Source organism: Bacillus sp. FDAARGOS_235, assembly GCF_002073415.2.
GTDB classification, from domain to species: domain Bacteria; phylum Bacillota; class Bacilli; order Bacillales; family Bacillaceae_G; genus Bacillus_A; species Bacillus_A toyonensis.
Genome location: NZ_CP020434.2, coordinates 85,108 through 104,687, shown reverse-complemented (window position 1 = coordinate 104,687; position 19,580 = coordinate 85,108). Strand labels below are relative to the sequence as shown.

The 19,580-nt window shown below is 33.5% G+C and carries 16 protein-coding genes and 3 pseudogenes; 7 read left to right on the top strand and 12 right to left on the bottom strand.

Annotated elements, in window-relative coordinates; genetic code table 11:
* Positions 1-353: 353 nt before the first annotated feature.
* The 4 genes and pseudogenes from A6J74_RS00535 to A6J74_RS00520 form a co-directional block, all read right to left on the bottom strand.
* Positions 354-1,883 (bottom strand): thiol-activated cytolysin family protein, encoded by a 1,530-nt coding sequence (locus A6J74_RS00535; RefSeq protein ID WP_000859049.1) that lies wholly within the window; start codon positions 1,881-1,883, stop codon positions 354-356.
* A 359-nt stretch (positions 1,884-2,242) separates the two neighbouring features.
* Positions 2,243-2,425 (bottom strand): annotated as a pseudogene (locus A6J74_RS30575) (hypothetical protein).
* A 736-nt stretch (positions 2,426-3,161) separates the two neighbouring features.
* Positions 3,162-4,013 (bottom strand): P-loop NTPase family protein, encoded by an 852-nt coding sequence (locus A6J74_RS00525; RefSeq protein ID WP_001093203.1) that lies wholly within the window; start codon positions 4,011-4,013, stop codon positions 3,162-3,164.
* Positions 4,014-4,517: 504 nt separating this feature from the next.
* Positions 4,518-5,408 carry a helix-turn-helix domain-containing protein gene (locus A6J74_RS00520; protein ID WP_000395463.1) on the bottom strand — a complete coding sequence of 297 codons (891 nt, stop codon included), beginning with the start codon at positions 5,406-5,408 and terminating at the stop codon, positions 4,518-4,520.
* Between the two features lie 631 nt (positions 5,409-6,039).
* On the opposite strand from A6J74_RS00520, the gene A6J74_RS00515 reads away from it, so the two are divergent.
* Positions 6,040-7,446, top strand: coding sequence for an alpha/beta hydrolase family protein (locus tag A6J74_RS00515; protein WP_000889693.1), 1,407 nt, complete (start codon positions 6,040-6,042; stop codon positions 7,444-7,446).
* A 526-nt stretch (positions 7,447-7,972) separates the two neighbouring features.
* On the opposite strand, the gene A6J74_RS00510 is transcribed toward A6J74_RS00515, so the two are convergent.
* On the bottom strand, positions 7,973-8,593 hold the full coding sequence (locus A6J74_RS00510; RefSeq protein WP_000738042.1) for a flavin reductase family protein: 621 nt from the start codon (positions 8,591-8,593) through the stop codon (positions 7,973-7,975).
* A gap of 100 nt (positions 8,594-8,693) precedes the next feature.
* On the opposite strand from A6J74_RS00510, the gene A6J74_RS00505 reads away from it, so the two are divergent.
* Positions 8,694-9,389 carry an ArsR/SmtB family transcription factor gene (locus A6J74_RS00505; RefSeq protein WP_000993334.1) on the top strand — a complete coding sequence of 232 codons (696 nt, stop codon included), beginning with the start codon at positions 8,694-8,696 and terminating at the stop codon, positions 9,387-9,389.
* Between the two features lie 106 nt (positions 9,390-9,495).
* On the opposite strand, the gene hfq is transcribed toward A6J74_RS00505, so the two are convergent.
* Together hfq and A6J74_RS00495 are read right to left on the bottom strand one after the other, a co-directional pair.
* Positions 9,496-9,684, bottom strand: coding sequence for an RNA chaperone Hfq (gene hfq / locus A6J74_RS00500; protein ID WP_000282528.1), 189 nt, complete (start codon positions 9,682-9,684; stop codon positions 9,496-9,498).
* A 366-nt stretch (positions 9,685-10,050) separates the two neighbouring features.
* The gene (locus tag A6J74_RS00495; protein ID WP_001120957.1) at positions 10,051-10,383 is read right to left on the bottom strand and encodes a DUF1904 family protein; all 333 of its coding nucleotides are present in this window, start codon (positions 10,381-10,383) and stop codon (positions 10,051-10,053) included.
* A 668-nt stretch (positions 10,384-11,051) separates the two neighbouring features.
* Here A6J74_RS00495 and A6J74_RS00490 point away from each other — a divergent pair.
* From A6J74_RS00490 to A6J74_RS00480, 3 genes and pseudogenes are all read left to right on the top strand, one after another.
* The gene (locus A6J74_RS00490; protein ID WP_000758862.1) at positions 11,052-11,546 is read left to right on the top strand and encodes a DUF2716 domain-containing protein; all 495 of its coding nucleotides are present in this window, start codon (positions 11,052-11,054) and stop codon (positions 11,544-11,546) included.
* Between the two features lie 116 nt (positions 11,547-11,662).
* Positions 11,663-11,845: pseudogene (locus A6J74_RS30225) on the top strand (nucleoid-structuring protein H-NS); the annotation flags it as partial.
* An 87-nt stretch (positions 11,846-11,932) separates the two neighbouring features.
* Positions 11,933-12,079: a hypothetical protein gene (locus A6J74_RS00480; RefSeq protein WP_098129157.1), complete on the top strand. Its 147-nt coding sequence runs from the start codon at positions 11,933-11,935 to the stop codon at positions 12,077-12,079.
* A 234-nt stretch (positions 12,080-12,313) separates the two neighbouring features.
* Here A6J74_RS00480 and A6J74_RS00475 read toward each other — a convergent pair whose 3' ends face one another.
* Together A6J74_RS00475 and A6J74_RS00470 are read right to left on the bottom strand one after the other, a co-directional pair.
* The gene (locus tag A6J74_RS00475) at positions 12,314-13,543 is read right to left on the bottom strand and encodes an NAD(P)/FAD-dependent oxidoreductase (RefSeq protein WP_080609167.1); all 1,230 of its coding nucleotides are present in this window, start codon (positions 13,541-13,543) and stop codon (positions 12,314-12,316) included.
* 398 nt (positions 13,544-13,941) lie between these two features.
* Positions 13,942-15,371: pseudogene (locus A6J74_RS00470) on the bottom strand (IS4 family transposase).
* A 112-nt stretch (positions 15,372-15,483) separates the two neighbouring features.
* Here A6J74_RS00470 and A6J74_RS00465 point away from each other — a divergent pair.
* A protein-coding gene (locus A6J74_RS00465; RefSeq protein WP_087962473.1) for an IS3 family transposase occupies positions 15,484-16,646 on the top strand; the annotation gives its coding sequence in 2 pieces (ribosomal slippage) (positions 15,484-15,751 and positions 15,751-16,646; 1,164 coding nt in all).
* A gap of 191 nt (positions 16,647-16,837) precedes the next feature.
* Here the strand turns inward: A6J74_RS00465 and A6J74_RS00455 are convergent.
* From A6J74_RS00455 to A6J74_RS00445, 3 genes are all read right to left on the bottom strand, one after another.
* The gene (locus A6J74_RS00455) at positions 16,838-17,266 is read right to left on the bottom strand and encodes a hypothetical protein (protein ID WP_000476460.1); all 429 of its coding nucleotides are present in this window, start codon (positions 17,264-17,266) and stop codon (positions 16,838-16,840) included.
* Positions 17,267-17,467: 201 nt separating this feature from the next.
* Positions 17,468-18,028 carry a DUF4236 domain-containing protein gene (locus A6J74_RS00450; protein ID WP_000540757.1) on the bottom strand — a complete coding sequence of 187 codons (561 nt, stop codon included), beginning with the start codon at positions 18,026-18,028 and terminating at the stop codon, positions 17,468-17,470.
* 195 nt (positions 18,029-18,223) lie between these two features.
* Positions 18,224-18,334, bottom strand: a complete 111-nt coding sequence (locus A6J74_RS00445) for a YjcZ family sporulation protein (RefSeq protein ID WP_002109682.1) — start codon at positions 18,332-18,334, stop codon at positions 18,224-18,226.
* 404 nt (positions 18,335-18,738) lie between these two features.
* Here A6J74_RS00445 and A6J74_RS00440 point away from each other — a divergent pair, with 404 nt between their 5' ends.
* Positions 18,739-19,032, top strand: a complete 294-nt coding sequence (locus tag A6J74_RS00440) for an LCI fold-containing protein (protein WP_000473819.1) — start codon at positions 18,739-18,741, stop codon at positions 19,030-19,032.
* Positions 19,033-19,580: the final 548 nt, after the last annotated feature.

Sequence of the window (19,580 nt, the reverse complement as noted above, 5' to 3'; positions counted from 1 at the left end):
GGTCACAGTACCGTAGCCCACAAACCTATATAGTCTGTTGTGAGAGTGGTGATGGAACACCGCAGTCTTACACGTCAGCGATACTAGAAATAGACTTCGCCTTTGGTAGCAAGAATCCCACTGGCGTTAGTCAGCTTGTGCCTTTAGCCGTGGGAGTGTCAAAAAACGCTAAGTTGAATACAACAAAATTCTTGCAAATCTATAAAAATTAAAATTAGTGGTTCAGTTGCAAAGTTTACTAAATGAGTCTACACTCCATCGCTATCTGATGAGTATGCTATATTTGAAAAAGACCCCAATATACTTGTGACCATGTAAAAAAGCACCCTGTAAACAGGGTGCTTCATTTCTACCTAATGACTAATATTAGCAGTTGGGTATAAAGTTGTTCCTCCAATTGAAACTTTTATTTCATTTGTTAATGGAACATTTTGTTCATTAATAATTGTTCTCCACCATTCCCATGCAAGACCTGTACATTCTCTCGCTACGACTTTTACATTTTTTGAATTCGGTGGAAGCGGTATTACTGTAGAGTAATGAGCCGTTTTATCTTGGTTGTTTCCTTCCCAAGTTTTATGTGTTAATACTTCTTTCCCATTTTGATCATATGAAAATTCATCCCAAGATACATCAAATTGAGCAACATATGCACCGTAATGATCAAGCGTCATTTTCGCACTTGAATATTCTGTAGTTGTAGTCTCAATATAATCTGTATTGTTATGAACAGCAGCAGTTGCGTTATCTTTTAAGAAAGTGCTTGTATATGAAATTGGGTATGCTGGATTTTTAGAACTTAATTCTGCATTATCTTTAATAATATTTCGGATTTCATTAAAATCTTTTGTAACAACTTTGTTATGCTCTTTTGCATCTCCGCCTAATACTACAGCGGTAAAGGTACTTTCTTCAAAAATATCTTTGTACTGTCCACTTGCTTCAACGCCTTGACCCTTAATTAGAGCTTTAAAAGCAGATTGTACATCTTTACTTTTTGATGATGTTTCTAATTTTACATAAACGGTTCTACCATAGGCTACATTTGACACCATAACAGGCGGAGCCGTATTACTTACCCCTTTACGAGTCAACTCATCAAACGTAACACTGTTATCAAAAAGATCAGATGGATTGTTAGGTAGTTCAGCACTTACGGTATAAAATATTTGCTTATATGCCGCAACCATCACTTTTTTCTCTCCATTTGCAACGGCATTAAAGTCAATGTTTAGGCTGTTATCAAGATATTTAGCGTTGACATTAAGGGCACTTGCGATTTGTGATTTACTATACACCATAGATTCTGTATACTGCATTCTTGCAGGTAACGAATGTGTTGATGCATACTTCTCATTCCAAGTAGATACTAAATCATCTACTGCTCCAGACACATTACCATATGTCGGATTTTGGACAGATATCGTATTTTCTTTTCTCATTCCAGGTAAGTCTATACTAATATTTATAGGTTTTCTCTTAGCCACTAATAAACTAGGTTGATTATCGGTAAAAGCTTTATTTGCAAGTTGTACTGCTCCTGGATACGTACGATTAGCCACAGAATCAATAATTGAAATATCCACAGGTGAAGTTGTAAGTGATTTCTTCTCACGTTCCACTACTACAAATTTACCATTTGAATTTGTACTTTCTTTCGGAACAAAACTCTCTACTTTATCCCCATTTACTGCTAAAATATCTCTACTATCATACTTTAAATTTGCTATACCAGTATCAATGCCAATAGCTTGTTTGGGTGCATTAGCTGAATTACTTTTAGATGTTTCCGCTAATGAAATAGATGAATAATTAATAGTGCAAAAGCCGATTATTAAACTTGCTAGTAATTTTTTTCCTTTTGTATTTCTTGTAGTCTTCATAAAAATCAACTTCTTCCTTTTTTCGTATTAAGGTATAATAATTATTTATAAATAATTGCTAAATAGTGAAATTACATAAATGCTTTTAAAAGTTCTTGAATTAATGGGAGTACTCCACCTATAAATTTTAAAATTATCATATTATTTCCGCCCCTTTTGTTGTTGCTAAGATGTGATTTATCTTTATACTCTCATTATAGTAAGCGCTTACAATTCTATCAACACATTTTTATATGTAATATTGCATATTAATAGTGTTAAAGGAACTTTACTCACACAAATAATCTGTATATCAATTCATCTTTGATATACAGATCATTTGTATGATAATTTTTATAAATAATTGCTAAATAGTGAATTTACATAAATGCTTTTAGAAGTTCTTGAACTAATGGGATTGCTCCACCGATAAATTTTAAAACTGCCATTGCGATTTCCATATTATTTCCTCCTCTTTTGTTAGTACTAGGATGTGATTAATCTTTATACCCCTATTATAGTAAGCGTTTACATTTGTAGCAATACTGTATGCAATATTGCATATTTATACGTTTAGACAAAAATTAGACCTCTATTAGTCATTCTTTAATGGTACCATAGCAAGGTGAGAGTCTTTAAGGGTTCTTCTTAATAGGAGGAAATATGGAAAGAGTACAAGAGATTTACAGTAATCTAAAATTTAAGAGTTGGGTTAAACAGGTATTAGCTGTAGGCGGAATGGTAGGGTTCTGCTACTTTGTGTTATATGTTTTCTGTTTCTTATTTGATATGTGAAAATTATACAACTACACTAATGGAGTCTTGCCTAAAGAAGTAAGGCTCTCTTGTTGTACTTGAGATGAATAAACTGCATACAATACTTCTTAGGTTCGTCAAATTACTCTGTATGGTGCCTTGTTCCTCTATGTTCTAGAACTAGTAACTCCTATCATTGAAAGTAAATAGACTTCCATTTAAAAGCTTCCGTTTATATTGAAAACATAATTGTATTGATAAAAAATGTATTTTTACTAGATACATATTAAAAAGACAAGCATAAGTTATATTACATTTTGGTAAACTCTTTTTGTATACATTCATCCCTATATAACCATATAAATATAATATATTAAAAATAATTTAAATGCAAGAATACTAGTAGTGGAACCGCCAGCATTTCGGAAAAAAACCACGCTCAGCAAAAAATACAATAAGCTGTCCATATGGACAGCTTATTTAAATAATTATCGAAAGCGGAAGTTAAAAATTCTTAGTTTCTTGCTCAATTAAAGCACTACATTAATCTAGAAATTCAAGTGATTTCAATTTTTCAACTATCATTGACTTATATTTGATAGCTTCATACTGTGAATTATTAATTTTTGTCTTTTTTATATTTAACATATCAAATATTTCTCTTTCAATATCTCTTCTTGCTTCTAAAACTTTAATTGTTCCGTCTAAACCGTGATAGCCTTTCATTTTCGCATACCCTTGATTTGTATAATACTCAATAAATCCAGCAGACCATTCTTTTGCTCTTTCATTAAATACCTTTCTGAATGAGAATTCCAAATCATCTTGTTCTATATAAAACAATACTGGATTTAATTTCTCTATGATTTTCGCTAATGCATTAATATAACTTATAACTTTCTCTTTTTTTTCACCATATTTAACCATTCCGATTGTTAATGGATTTTGTATGAAGCAACATTCAAAAATATAAATTTTATTTTCGTTGTTGGCTATTTCAACAAAATCCCTCCATTTTTCAGTTATTAATTCAATATTCCTCTCTAGCGGTAATTCATATATATCATTTTTGAAAATGGTATTTAATAAACTTTCAGGAAAATTAGAGCTGGATTCATTTTTAATTTTTTTATATGGCAATAAATAATTGTTCCCTCGCTTCGTGACTCTATCACTAATTACTCCCCTAAAATTACCACTATTCACTAACAAACTTTCGAATTCATTATTATCAAAACAAGATACCCCATCATAATCGGCAGGGTGGTCTGGATTCCCTTCAAGAAATAAATCAACATCAATATTTTTTTCAATTAGAATATCGTAAAGCAAGTTTGCAGTGGTGGATTTCCCAAAGCCTGGAAGCCCTTCTACTATGATTAATTTTGTATTCAAAAAAATCTACACCTTTCTAAGACAAAATAAAAAGTTTTAAATTAAAAATAAATTTTCCACTGAACTCACCGCCATTTATTTTTCTAAATTTTACCATCTTGATAATGCGGTAGTAAAGAAGTTTTTCTTATATATCGTATACATAATCGGTCGACATAACGTCTTTTATTGCTAGTAAGAAAAAGCCGGATTCTCGCTCTCACAAGAAATCTGGCTTTTTCTTTTTCTATGGCTCCATGCATTTTTTATACATTCCTATCCTGGCGTGGTTTTAGGGCTCTTGTTTAGTACTGAATTATCCGCAAAATTGTATAAAATCTTGCATACTCTTAGCATGGTCTTTTTCCGAAATGCTGTCGAGACCGAGCCCCTTTTAATGTATAAAGAAAAGTCACCCTAAGGTGCCTTCCTCCGACTTGAACCACTTTAATTTTAATACTATGGTTCCAAGTTTAAAAACTATAGGGACTTCTCCTTTGAGCTGTGTAAGTAGTTTTTAAGAAATTATGAATGGTTATCTTCGTTTTCAAAATACTCTTTTTTAATTATTTGTAATTTGTTTTCATTTTTTGTTAATTCAAATATAAATAATGCTGTTTTCATGTTATTAGCAACATTTTCGTCATTAGATTGGTTAAGCTTTAATAGGTTTGAACCTTTTCCATAGTATAGTTCACCCAATAAGTATAAAGTATTTAAATTAATAGCTAATTGGATGCCCTTATCAATGTATTTTATTGCCTCTTCGTATTGACATGTGGAACTTAAACATTTTGATAAATTATAAATGATCTTTAATCTAATTTCTTTATCTCTAGGAAAATCTAACTTATTAAAATTAGTTAAACATCTTCTTAATATATTAATACTTTTTTTGTATTCTTTGTTTTCTGCATAAAATATAGCCATTGTCTGCATAATATCTATTTCTCTTTCTGATAAACAATCAGCATTGGTTAAAGTTAGTTTTAATGCATGATTTAAAAGAGTTAAAGCCGATTTTATTGAGTTATTCACACGATATATGGCAATTGCTTCATGCCATACTAGAAATTGTTTATCTTCTGTTGATTGGAAATTGTTTTCGTTTTTCTCTTTTTTTACTATTTCATAAAGTTCTTTATATTGATGTTGCCTTATGCAATCTTTAATTACACTTTTTACATTTTCTACATATTTTAATTTTTTATTTTGAGTTATTGCAAATATATTATTTGGATCTATACCAAGTCTTTCTGATAATTGATATAACAATATGCTAGATGGATAAATCATACCTTTTTCTATCTTGCTAATTTGACTTTGTGAACATATTCCATGACATAATTCGGATTGTGATATATTTTTTTTAATTCGAAGTTCTTTAATGGTAATACCCAAATCGTTAAATTCCATTTTTCCCCCTACTATTTAGCGCTGTATTAGTATAAGAATATTCTCCACCCTTAATGTAATGTAAAATTAATATAGTTGCAATTATTGGTTAATTAATATTGCATATATTAGTCTATGTTTTTCGGTACTCGTAATTGCAGGAATTATTTTTGTTGTTATGATTATGAGGCAATAGATGTTCCATCAAGAAGAAAGTATTATAGGAAACAAGATACTGAGTAATATACATAAGAACCTCACCATTTCCATAGGATGGCGAGGCTTTTTAATGTACATAAGAAAAGACACCCTAAGGTGCCTTCCTCCGAATTGAACTACTTTAATAATATATATTGGAACCCCATCCAAATATTATTTTACCATGTTACATTATTTTGTTCATTGATGGGGATCATCATATCGCCATCAACTTAGGATTACCTACTACCTTTTATTGTATATTTTAGGGTTACTTGACGTTTACATTTATTTAAAAAAAGTACTCGTATGAGTACTTTTTCTTACCATGTCATGTAAAAACATTCTAAACTTACTTACATGCATACAATTATCAAAGATGGTTATATAATTGAGAATATTATAAATTATCAATCTACATTTATGTGATTAGGAAAGGAGCTAAAAGCTGAAAATGTTAGAAATCATTTTTGTTGCTGTATTACTTTTATCTAGTATCATTCCCATCTTTATCAAGCGGGGTTTGACGAAAAAAAATGGCGTCATTTTACTAATAAATTATGCATTATTATTTGCCACCATCATTGTAATTGGTGCAAACTGGCGTATGATTCCCGCCTATTTCTTATTGTTCGTTTTAACATTACAAGTTTTTTTGAAACCAAAAACTACAGCCGTTTCTAAAAAGTTAGTGATGAAAGTTTTAAAAGGTTTAGGAATTATCGTAACTGCTATCGCAATGTTTACATTACCTTTACTTTTTCCGATCATAACACTCCCAGAGCCTACTGGAAAATATACAGTAGGAACGAAAGCTTTTCATTTAATTGATACAAATCGAAAAGAAACAACTGTACCAAATAATCATGGAAATCGTGAGTTAATGATACAAGTATACTATCCTGCCGCAAAAGGATCAGGAAACCCTTCTGCCTATTTTGAGAACATAAACGAGCTGGGTGAACAATTGGCAATACTAAACGGTGCTCCGTATATCGTAACGACACATTTAGGGCTGACAAAAACACATTCTTATCAAGATGCTAAGCCACTTCAAGATAAAGAAAAATTCCCCCTCCTTTTATTCGGCCATGGGATGGGATTATATGGTCAACAAAATACATTTCAGTTAGAGGAATTAGCTAGTCAAGGCTATGTAGTAATCGCTCTTAATTTCACAGGATATGCAGCAACAACGATTTTCCCTAACGGAAACCGTGTAGACTCTATACCAATTGAATATACACCTACTGACTTAAATAACATAGTTCAAAAATGGGAACAGGATACTACTTTTATTTTAAACGAAGTAATAGAAGGGAATTTCGATAAAAGTTTTAAAACTATCGCAGACTTAATTAACTATGACAAAATTGGAATGTTCGGTCACTCTTTTGGCGGAGCAACTTCCGCACAAATGTTAGTAAAGGATACGCGTATTAAAGCTGCAATTGATATGGATGGCGGATTGTTTGGTGATCCAATGCCTAAAGACGGTCCTCAGAAACCATTCATGTTGATGAATGCTGAGGCTACGATTCATTATATGAAAGAAGCTAAAAATCAAAAGACAACCGGAATCCAAAATGAATTATTGGAAATATCCTATTTAAGAAATAAAACTATTGAAAAACCTGGCGTGTACACAGTGGTAATTCCAAAAACAAATCATATTAGTTTTACAGATTTAGCAGCACTTTCACCTATTATTAACGCACCAGACGAAGATGTAGCCGCAAATTATACACTCATTAATAAACTAGTAACTAGCTTCTTCGATCAAAATTTAAAAGGAATAAACAAAAATCATTTAGAGGAAATTCAGAAGCAATATCCTGAACTTCATCTGATTAAACACTAATAACCATTTTCCGAGTTATGTAACCCCTCCTTATACTTGAGGGGTTTCTACTTTAACACAATTATAAAAAAAGGCCCCATCACTGGGGCGCTCAAAAAATAATATAAGTAAATGAATTAAAACAAATAACAGACATCTAATAATTCCTTAACGTACGAAATTCGCGTTATGTTGGCAGGACCCCTACTTATACTTACTTTCTAACATCGCATAACGCAATAGCTTTAACTTTGTTTCTTTTTTCAATGCTTTCCATTCCGATACAGCAATCTTCATTCTTCATTCCTCCATTAAGGGATACAGACCGCAAAACGGAATAAAACCACGCTAAGGATTTTTGAGCCATTTTAACGCTAATTTAAATTGTGTTGTATTGGATGCTATAAGGAAATCGAAATAACACTTCTTAGCAAAATTAAAAATAATAAAGAAGCCGAATTCCTTAACAGGTGGAATTCGGTTTCTTACTACAATATTTAACTTTAATTAGGAAAAGATTGTCCACTTTAAAAGATAATATATTTATTTATATTTCGGATCGAAAGGTTTTACCTAACTGATTACCAAGACCAAAATAATGACGGAAATTATATATAAGTGGGCTCCATTTATTTGGGTCAATATGATTTTCTTCAAGAATGATTTCCTTATGAGCGTGTACATGTATAGCTTGTGTCTCAACAATTGCAAAATCAGGAGAATAATCAGGAATTCGAATATGTTTCACCCTTGCCTCAATTTGAATTGGACACTCCATAATTCGAGTAGGTTTTACCGATTTAGACTCAGTAGGTGTTAATCTACTAATATCATATTTTTCTTTTTCATATGTAAACCCATTCTTTTTCTTATAATCTGGAACGGGATTTTTCCCTGTATAGGGCGCTAATTGTTCAACATTCTCCCATAATGAAGGACTCGGAACATTGATTACACATTCAGGATGTCGTTCTAAATTTTCGATAGCTTTCCCACCAAGTCCAATTCCCAATATAATACAATCCCCTAATGCCCATGATGATGACATAGGGCTGATGTTTACTGTTCCATCTTCATTTAGTGAATTTAGTAAAATCACAGGAGTTCCGTAGTATAGAATTTTAGGTTTAATAGTCTCTGTGTTTGAAACCTGAGCCATTTTTTTCATCTTTATTTCTCCTCCTATTCATATGTTCTTCCTTATTTATTGTAGAATATAAACATTTCGATTATCATCGAAATATGGATTACATTAGGGGGAAATTAAAATGAACGCAAATCCAAATGTAGCAATGATTGCTACTCTTGTGAGTGAAGCTTCTCGTGCAGCAATATTAACAGTCTTATTAGATGGTAGATTCCACCCTGCAAGCGAATTAGCATATATGGCAGGAATCAAACCACAGACGGCTAGTTTCCATTTGACAAAAATGGTCGATGCGAATGTAGTTATAGTTGAAAAACAGGGGAGACATCGATATTATGGAATTCGAAATCCGGAAGTTGCTCAAGTTATGGAGTCATTTTTATCAATAGCTCCACCCATTGAAATTAAATCATTAAAACAGGCTTCGGAAGATAAAGCGATGCGTTTTGCAAGAACATGTTATGATCATCTTGCGGGAAATTTAGGAGTACAATTAACAGATTCTTTAATTAAAATAGGTGTTATTTATGAAGAAAAGGACGGGTTTACTGTTACTGAAAAAGGGGAGTCATTCTTTACAAATCTTCAAATTGATCTTGAAAGGGTTAAGAAAAAGCGTCGTTCATTTACACACAAATGTTTAGATTGGAGTGAAAGACGTCACCACCTTGCGGGAGCATTAGGAAATGCCCTTCTAGAAAGACTATTAGAACTAAATTGGGTTCAACGTTTACCTAAAACAAGAGCAATAAAAATCACTTCTGACGGGAAAAAGGGACTAAAAGAAACATTTTCTTTTGATATTACAAACAACTAAGTTTTGAATATAAAACAGCCGATTGAGTCTTAAAGGGATTAAAGTCGGCTATTTTGTGTTGAAATTTGCTTAACGTGGTTTTTTTCCGAAATGCTGGCAGTACCCATTAAATAGCAAGTGTAGAGATTGCTTGTTTATAGATTAGTTGTTGTTTACCATGAACCATCATTAGGACGGTAAATTTATCTGTTGCAAGAATCTTCCCACGTACTGGAACGCCATTCTTTAAAAATACAGTAACTTCTCCTTTTTTATCTTTCAATTGTTCATACATATCTTCTTGTAAGTTATACATGAAATGCGCCCCCTATTTTTAGCTACTTTTCTTTTAATACTTTCTACCTTCCATTGTGGTCTATTTGTATTTCCCATTCACCTTCTATTTTTCCAAACCATTCTCCTATTTTGCTTACATTAGATAATAAGATCCTCATGATTCAACTCCTTGCCTTTTAGATGCTTATGAACACAATATATACATTTGGAACGATGTTAATTTTTCATATAGGATACCGTCATATTGATATAAAGGCGTTATCCTTTCCTATGATTTCTCAGAAAGAATAACGCCTTTTTCTTTTTAGGGGGTATTTTGTCTAGTTAGCTTGATAGCGATGTGGTTCTACCCCTTATAAATATTACAAAAATCTTTCAACTGGCTCTAACTTGCACAATGCTTCCCGTTAATATAATACGCTGATTCTGTGAAAACCGTAAATACAACCTCTACTTCTGGAAGCCCAAACTCCATTACATATGTAGTAATGGCCTTGGCAAATCGATTACGAATTTCCTGTCCACGCTCGAACCATTTCACTTCAATAAGAGGAAACGCTTCTATTTCTTCTCCATTGAATACAAACGTAGAACTTGGTAGTTCCAACGTAAAATTATCCGTACCACACTCACAAATCTCTGCGAGCTCTTCTACTAATGGCTTGCTTATGTGTTTTAATTGTTCAGTAGTAATTCCACGAAACACAACATGCGGCATGTAAATCCCTCCGTTAGATAGCTTTATATTTGCTCACATCATAGCATAATTTATTTTGCTGCACTAGAATCTATTAATACATTTCAATGACATTCTTAAGAATGATCATATGTTATTGAAGCAATACAAGTATTGTAACTATTTAAAACATGTGAGAAATTGGTAATTGGGTAAATAAAAAATGCCTTATCATTCTCCCTGTAAGGAGGCATGAGGGGGACCTCTATTAGGAAAGGGATGGTGCGCTTATATATTTTAAAAAGAAAAGACACCCTAAGGTGCCTTCCTCCGACTTGATAACCACTTTAATTTTAATAACATTGGATTCCCATCCGAATATTATTTTACCACGTTAAGTAATGTTGGTTATTGAGAAAGTCAAATACGTAGTGTTCATATATAGTGACCCCTAGGATCAAACAAGATTTAATACAGTTTTTTGGTGGATCCAAAAACAAACGAGAAACCTAAAACCGCGCCAGAATGGGAATGTATGAAAAAATGCATAGGTCCATAGAACGAAAAAAGGAGGTTCCCTTGAGAGAGTAGGGTTCCTCCGTTTCCTTGCTACTGATAATAATGTGTTATGTAAATTAGCAATGAATAGAATATACAATTTCATCTTGGTATTTTAATTATATAATAATATTAGAAAGTAGGTACGGAGTTTGAAAAAATGGATTTTGTTAAATGAACAAGAATATGAGAATGTTTGGGATAGATTTTATGATGAATTTGCTTTTAATCCTAATATTGATGGTGACCAATCATTTAAATTTTCTTGTCCATATATTACTTATGATTTACCTAATTATTTTGAAGGAAAATGGACTGATGACGATGATTATATTTTTGATCATATATTATTGGAAGCTCTTATTTTATGTACCGAGAAACATGAATATATATATGCGTTAGATTGGCAGCATGCTGGCTACTGGATGAATCCTAGTTTAAATTTAAATCTAAACGAAGATGATCATCAATGGAAAATCCCATTTTTTCCGGATGGAGATTATTATTTCTTTTTGCAAAAAGACTTTAAGTGGGGTTATTTAGGGCATCCATGGGAAAAAGTTATTTATATTTTCGGAGAAGAATTAATCAAGAATTTCAAAGAATTAAGGGCTAGTAGATTAAAAAAGACCAATGATAAAGTATAAATTTCACTTCCCATATGGACAGCTTATTGTATTTTTTGCTTAGCGTGGTTTTTTTCCGAAATGCTGGCGGTACCCCACATAATAATACATACAGAATTCACTAGTAAGATATACTCTTGTTAGAAATGCGACAAGAGTGGGAGTGAGGCTATATCATACCTTACATGATCTCTGGTGTATTTAATGAACATCCACGTGTCGCCATGGCTTACCGTGATAGCGCCGATCGTGACAAATTCTTAGATTTTTATGACAAGGTAACATCACCCGAAGTCACTCTGGCTCCAGCATCGAAATAGGTTAGATTGCTAAAGGTACCTCTATTGTTTCTCGTAGACGAAGCATACACTTCTCAAACATGCCCTTGTTGCCAAAGAAGAAAGAAAGTGCGGACACGTAACTACGTTTGTGTGTGCGGCTACGAAGAACACTGGGACATTCACGGTGCCCGCAACATTTTGGCAAAAGAACTGTACGGAAAGATGTGTCATATTCCGGAAGAAACGAAGAGAAAGTATTTGTGGATTGCGTAAGCAAAAAGTAGTAGACGGTGCGTTCCCACCCTTCTGCATGTGCAGAAGTTGCTTAGTCAAATGAAGAAAAGGAGTCCCTGCATAGGTGCAGAGAGGAGATGGAAAATCCGCTTCTCATGGGACCTTGTCTTTGTTGATGCTAAGAAATCCCCACTTCAAGCGGAAGCGAGTAAGTGGGGGAGGTTCATAGTGAATTATTTTTGTACTTAAATCACTTAATCTCTAAAATCATTGCTAGATCGATTGCATAATTCGTGCGAGTTCTTTTTCTAAAGCAGCGGGCTCGTTTGCATAATTGTAAATCCCTAAAAACTTCTCTATAGCCTCTGGATGGGAACTGATTAGCTTGTTGACAGCATCCTGTTGTTCAGATATGCGTTCATTCTTCGAAATTTGGCATCCCATGTGAAACCGAACCATAAACTCATCTTCTATTGCCTTTTGATATTCTTCAGACATTTGATTTGATTGATCGGATTGTCCCTTATATTTTGATAGAATATTGGATAATATACGTGCTCCACATATAGCATCATGGATACCCTGCGCCATGCTAGGATCTTTAAAACAAACTGCATCTCCAACCAACGCCCATCCTTTTCCCATTCCTTTATACCAGTAATTATCATATCCGAGAATGCCTTTGACCGGTTCTACTAGTTCTGCATTTTTCAAGCGCTCCCCAATTGTTGTATTTGGAAAGTTATCTGTAAAGAAATTGCGTAGACAGCTTTCCGGATTTAATTTCAACCGTTCTATCAATTCCTTATTTTCTAATGGGAAAATGCCGACAATTACATATAAATCATCATTCGTCGGAAAGAGAATGGCTGTGTTATCTTTTATCTTGTATACTTCAAATTTAGGGACATTATCGTGGCGAAATTCTGAGAAATACCCGAAATAGATGCCGACTGTTGCCGGAATACTTATTTTGAGTTCACTTTTTACCAGCTTGCGAATAATAGAGGATCGGCCGTCTGCCCCGACTACCAGGCGAGCTAAAAATTCTTGTTTCTCGTTGTCGCCGTCTAAACCTTTCACGCCTATCACTGTTTCGCCATCACGGATGACATCCGTCACACGAAATCCTTCTAAAACAGTTACATTCATTTGGGATTTGGCTTGTTCAAGTAGAATATGATCGAGATAAGTTCTTCTAATACAATAACAACTTTCCTCTCCGTAAACCTCAGGGATGAGACCTTCTATCACGGTATCCTCAAATTGAAATTTAATATCCCGTACCGGCGGTGCTTTTGTTTCCAATAACTTGTCCAGGACACCAGTTTCTCGAAGAAGAGCGACAGTATTATTGAAAAAGGTATGGGTTGATAATGTGTCCCTTGGAAAATTCGCTCGGTCCACTAACAACACATGGAAACCTGCCTTAGCAAGATAAATTGCCAGGGTAGAGCCGGCACATCTAGCACCGGTAATGATGACATCATACGTCTTATTCATCGTATCACTCCATTTTCAAGTATAATTATTAACTTGCTTATCCATTAGCAGAGTTCTAAAGTTAATGCCCCTACGAGTTAAAGTAATGGGGAAAATTGATAAGAATGCACTACATACATAAAGTATGGAAGCTAAAACGAAATAAGTACAGAAAATTCTCACCTGCTATACAATTAAAAAGAATTTGTGGTAAAAATCGGAATGATAATTTAAGTATTAAATAAAGGTCCGTTTACTTGTCTCGTGAAGAGTTAATAGGGGTATCGCCACATCGCTATCAAGCTAAGCTTATGCAAAGTCAATTTTAGACGAGATTGTTTCTTTTTTCTAAAGGGCAAGTGTAGTTGATTGAAAGATTTGCATACGAAATAAACCCTAGCGGGTTTCATTTTTTTGAATTAAGCGGCTTGATTATAAGACAGGGTACAATTGTAAACGACACCTAATATATCAAAGACCGTTTTTTTCTCATATCGATGAGATTTCCGCCCGTTTTGCTGTAGGAGATTGAACAGGCGAAGTAACACCTTTGATAACTCTTGGATGTTTTTTTGTATAGTTTGGAATAGAAGAAGAAAATAGTCTTTAATCATATATATGGCTTTATACTCACTAAGCTCTCGTTTTTTCTTCATGAGGAGCAATTGGCGCATCTGAAACATGATAGAAGAACAGAGTAGAATGGCAATCAACTGACCATATAGATGGCACTCCAATCGTTCTGGTTTTATCTTTTTACAATGATGAATTTGAAAGAATGACTTCCACGTTTTAAATAAAATTTCGATTTGCCAACGCAAAGAATACCAGTCATGTACCTGTCCCATCGGGACAATATCTGTAGGGGTGTTTGTCATATATACGTTGATACCACTGAGTCGTTTACTACGAGGAGAATACTTTATTCCTTTCTTTTTTCTCTTACAGCTTGATCTTGTAATCGTTTTTGTTGCTGTTGTTTTGTTAATCGATGAACAATTACACGAGCTGGCACTTTATCAATCATTCCTACATAAGCATCAGCTATTTCACATGTTTGTCCTGGTTGAAGAGAGTTCATTAACGTTTCCATATCTATCTGTATATACTCTGTACCTTTCTTAATTCTTCCATCTTGAAAATAATCAGGGTTAGGATTTTTTTGATACATACGTGTATTCGACTTGATACGAGAGATATAGTAGGCCTCTTTATCTTGTATATATTGAAGGTCTTTTAAATGAAAATAACCTAAATCTCGGATACATAAATCATTCGCTGTCACAGTTGGAGCACACAGCGAGCCGTAAGTGCGATCATGTTGTTTACCTGGACCTGTATGAATATGTAGGAACTGTCCACTTAACAAATCATACTCAAGTTGAATTTTTATCCCAGCTGTATGGCTGCATCCTCCTGCACCTGGATAAACCGATGAAAATACATCCGGGAGTTGAAATGCAGTTGAATCTAAAATACGAATACGCTTGAAAACAGAAGTGTATGGAGAAGAAATCGGCATAGATGCGGCCATTTTTTTGCTTAATAGTTCGGCTAGTAGCTGTTGTAAAAGTAGGACGGCCGCCTTATTAAACCGTTGATTCAGTCCCTCAGGACTGATGAGTACTTCTGTTGATGCTTCCAAACAGCTAGATAATTGAGTTAAAGAAGTTATAGCGACATTTTGGCTCATCCATACACATAAAGCGACTAAATCTTTTGCTTGGTATTTACTGGTTCGTTGTACGAAACCAACATCTCTAGCAAGATCGCGTAAGATATTTGGAGATAAAAAGCTTTGAATCTCTTGAGCAAATAGTTGTAGTTCATCAGATATAGAAATAGACATACAAAAAACGCCATCCTTTCCTATTTTGGAGTGAACCCTGGGAATGAGACGATAAAAAACACCTCTCTAAATCGTAAGTATCAGTTATGATTTTAATGGAGGTGTTTTTCGTATGGGGAAAAAGGTGCATTATCCCGCCGAAATAAAGTGGAAAGTAGTTGAAATGAAACACCAAGGATTCAAAAATAAAGAAATTATGGATGCCTTAGGAATTAGACATGTGGCTCAAATTAAAACTTGGATGAAATGGTATCGTGAAGGCGAAACCTATCGGTTTGAACAATCTATTGGAAGACAATCTGCACATGGAAAAGGCTTAAAAAGGTTAACAGAACTTGAACAAAAAGAATTAGAAATACGTTATTTAAAGGCAAAGATTATATTGCTGGAAAAGTGCCAAGAAATCTTAAGGAGGTGGGAGGAAAAGAAGAAATAATGAAAATGATAAAGGAATGGCAATCAATTTTTACAATTGCAGAACTGTGTTCCATATTTAATATTTCACGTGCTACTTATTATCGTTGGAAAAAGCAGGAGAAAACAGTAACTAACTATGAAGAAAAAACCGTAATAGAAATATGTCAACATCATAAATATCGGTATGGATATCGTCGGGTTACAGCTTGTCTACGTGATCAATTTAACATCGTAATGAATCATAAAAAAGTATTACGTATCATGAGAAAATACAACGTATTATCTCGGGTTAGAAAAAAGAAAAAGATATTTGTACTCGGTCATGAACCAGTGGTAGCTAAAAATAGAATACAACGGAGATTTAAAGCTACCAAGCCTAATGAAAAATGGTTCACTGATATCACATATTTGATGTTCGGCAATAAGACTCTTTATTTTTCATCTATTATAGATGGGTTTAACAATGAAATTGTAAGTTATAAAATAGCTGAGACACAGGATGTTTCTCTTGTATTAGATACTCTAAAAGAGGCTTTAAAAAAGCGAAATGTGATTGATACGATTTTACATTCGGATCAAGGAAAGGTGTATACATCAAAACAATTTCAAACATATGCCAAAGAAAAAGGCATTATCACAAGCATGTCTCGTACAGGAAACTGCCATGATAATGCCCTCATAGAATCCTTTCATTCTCATTTGAAATCCGAAGGATTCTATGCGCAAAATATAAAACAATCGAATAATGCTAGTATAATACAAACTGTGGATGAATACATCCACTACTATAATAATGAACGGATTCAGAGAAAATTAGATAATATGTCACCTATAGCTTATAGGAAACATGTTATCTAGGTGTTTTTTCTTTGTCTCACCAAATGGGGCCAGACCAAATGCTGTCGATACCTTTTTAAGGTACAAAAGAAAAGACACCCTAAGGTGCCTTCCTCCGACTTGAACCACTTTAATTTTAATAATATGTATTGGACTCCCATCCAAAGATAATTCTAACATGTTTTCACATAAATGAAAGCGGATTCTTTAACTTACTTAATTACTTTGTCCATAACTTCTTTATATTTGTTAAATTGGGTATCTTCCATATCACCATTCATTTGTATAAGGAAGTTACCTTTTGCGTAAGTATGAGAGAATAGCATTTGATTACCATTACCTAAATCGTCATAGTATTTCTTAGCTTTTTCAAGATCTTCTTTGTTTTTAAACTCAAATATTCTACCACCACTATCTTCACCTAATGCTGGAACAAGAATGCGCTTTGCTTCTTTTCTAGTATTTCCAAATTCTTTTTCTGGTAGGTCACTAGGATTGTCAGCTTCTAATCCTGCAGCTTTAAATTCTTCAATTACCTTACTAACCGTGACATTACTTGTCATTGATTTAACGCTGTCACAAGCGGATAAACCAAATAATAATAGAGCTCCAATAAGTAATACTGCTAATCTTTTAAACATAGTTGTTCATTCCTCCTAATGTAAATAAATCCGTAAATATAATAACAAATTATTAATCTTTATATTGTCATATATTGTCGAAAGGAAATAAAAAAAGAGAGCTGAAGCCTTTAAGGAGGTATGGAAACAATTATGAGCTTTAAGGGCCATCTTGGAATTCAATACCACAATTCATTTTTGGGAAGTGTATTTGAGAACCTTTTATTTTTGGATTATGAGAGTGCTCTCACATTTACGACAAGCAATCTTCTCTTCCTCAAAAATGAATAAGTTCTCAGCATCACATTCTGGGCATACAACCGCAAATGGTGTTTTTATATTTTTATAACATAGGAAAGAAAGGGCTGCCAGGATTAGAGCTGGTATAACAAGCATCATAATTAAGAATAGGCCCGCAAAAACGCCTCCAATTATGGAAAATGGTTTCATTAGTTTTCTACCCACGGAGTTTACTTGATTATCCTTCTTACGAAAAGCAGTAACAATGTAAGTTTTGGTTTCTCTTACCTGCTCAAATGCTCTTACCGTATTGTAATCTTGTTCATTCATAGTGGGATAGGAAGTGTTTTGAACTTGAAACCCTCGTTGTATATAATAGTTGTTTGACTCAGCTATTCGTGGTGTATACGAGATTCCAGTTCCAGGTATATAAGTTGTTGTCCTTGATTCAGGTGGAATGGAGTTCCCTCCCGTACCTGTGTATGTAAAGTTAATTTTCATACCCGGGGAAACTTGGATAATTCTACGAAACTTATAACCCATAATATTGTATCCTCTCCATCTAATTAATATAATTATTTACTAATTATAACAAATTTTTAACTTAACATTAATATATTAAGTTAAAACAAATTAATAAAAAAGAGTAATATTGAAGTTTACTAATTTAAGACGTTTTAGGAGTCCTTTTTTATCAAGAAAAGACACCCATATAAGAGTGCCTTTTCCGACAGTTTTTTAGCAGAAGCAACTGCATCCGATAATGATTAATAGAATAAATAATACAACTAGTAAAGCAAATCCTCCAGCAAAACCGCAGCCTTCACCGCAAGTACCACCATATCCCATAACAATAGTTCCTCCTTTTAGATAAGAGGGTAAAACTAGGGTTCATTCCATGTATTCTAACGGGTTCACTTTACCTTATGTTTTTAGGCGTTAAATGAGCAGGTCCTTTTGAAAATAAAGAAAAGACGCCATAAGGCGCCTTCCTTTTAGGTAGATAAGACTTTAGTTTTCCAATCTAAAGAAGTTTTGTATCAGCTCTTTGAGAGTATATCATAATATCCGAATGATTTTTCATGCATTATTACATACCGCTGTAAATCCCTCTATTTTCCATTTGATAAAATATAAACCTAATATTACCAAAATTATAATAAATATTTCTACAAATTCAAAATATTTACAAAAATAACAAAAGTGATACAGTTAAGTTGTAATCTATAAAAACTATTAAAGGGGGATTTATTATGTTTAAGAAATTAGTAGTAGGAGCATTAGCAACTGGTATTGCATTAACAGGAGGAATTGGAGCCGCATCAGCAAGTACAGAGAATACAGCAAGTGTACTATCTGCGCAGTGCAAAAATACGCAAGCTCAAGAAACTCAGAAAGGCAGTGGTATATACTATAAATATGAATGTAAGAGCCAAAACGTATTTGCAAATTCCTATACTGATAAACAAGGGATTACATGGTACCTTAAAGGTATCCAAGTCGTAGGCGGAAAATATGAAGCTTATTATGAAGGAAGAAAATATTAAAATATTTACTGAAAAGCCTCCAATAATGAGGCTTTTCTATTTTTTAGAATCATTTCCATAAAGAAAAGACACCCTAAGGTGCCTTCCTCCGACTTGAAACACGTTCATTTAGTATAAACTTATCCGTATTATCCCTTTGTTATACGTGTAAACACATCCTATAAAACAGAATCGTCTATATACACCAGATTGTTAGTTCACAAAATACAAGAGATTTGAGATCAATATGTTACGTCTTTCAAAAGAATCTGCTTTATAGAACGTGTCCACGGTTTATATTTTACTACATGTAATATTTATTTAGTTTAATTTTTACAAATATGTATAATTACATAAAGTTTATGGGAAAAAGAGAGTATACTTTGATATTGTGTAATAAAGACAAGGCCCACCTACGGAAATAGGTGGGCTTTTTTATTGGGTATTACTATCTCAGTGCACAAAAGGGAATTTGTATTTAAATAATAGCATATCCTTAAAGTTCTTATATTGAGAAATAAAGAAAAGACACCCCAAAGTGCCTTCTTCCGACTCGAACGACTTTAATT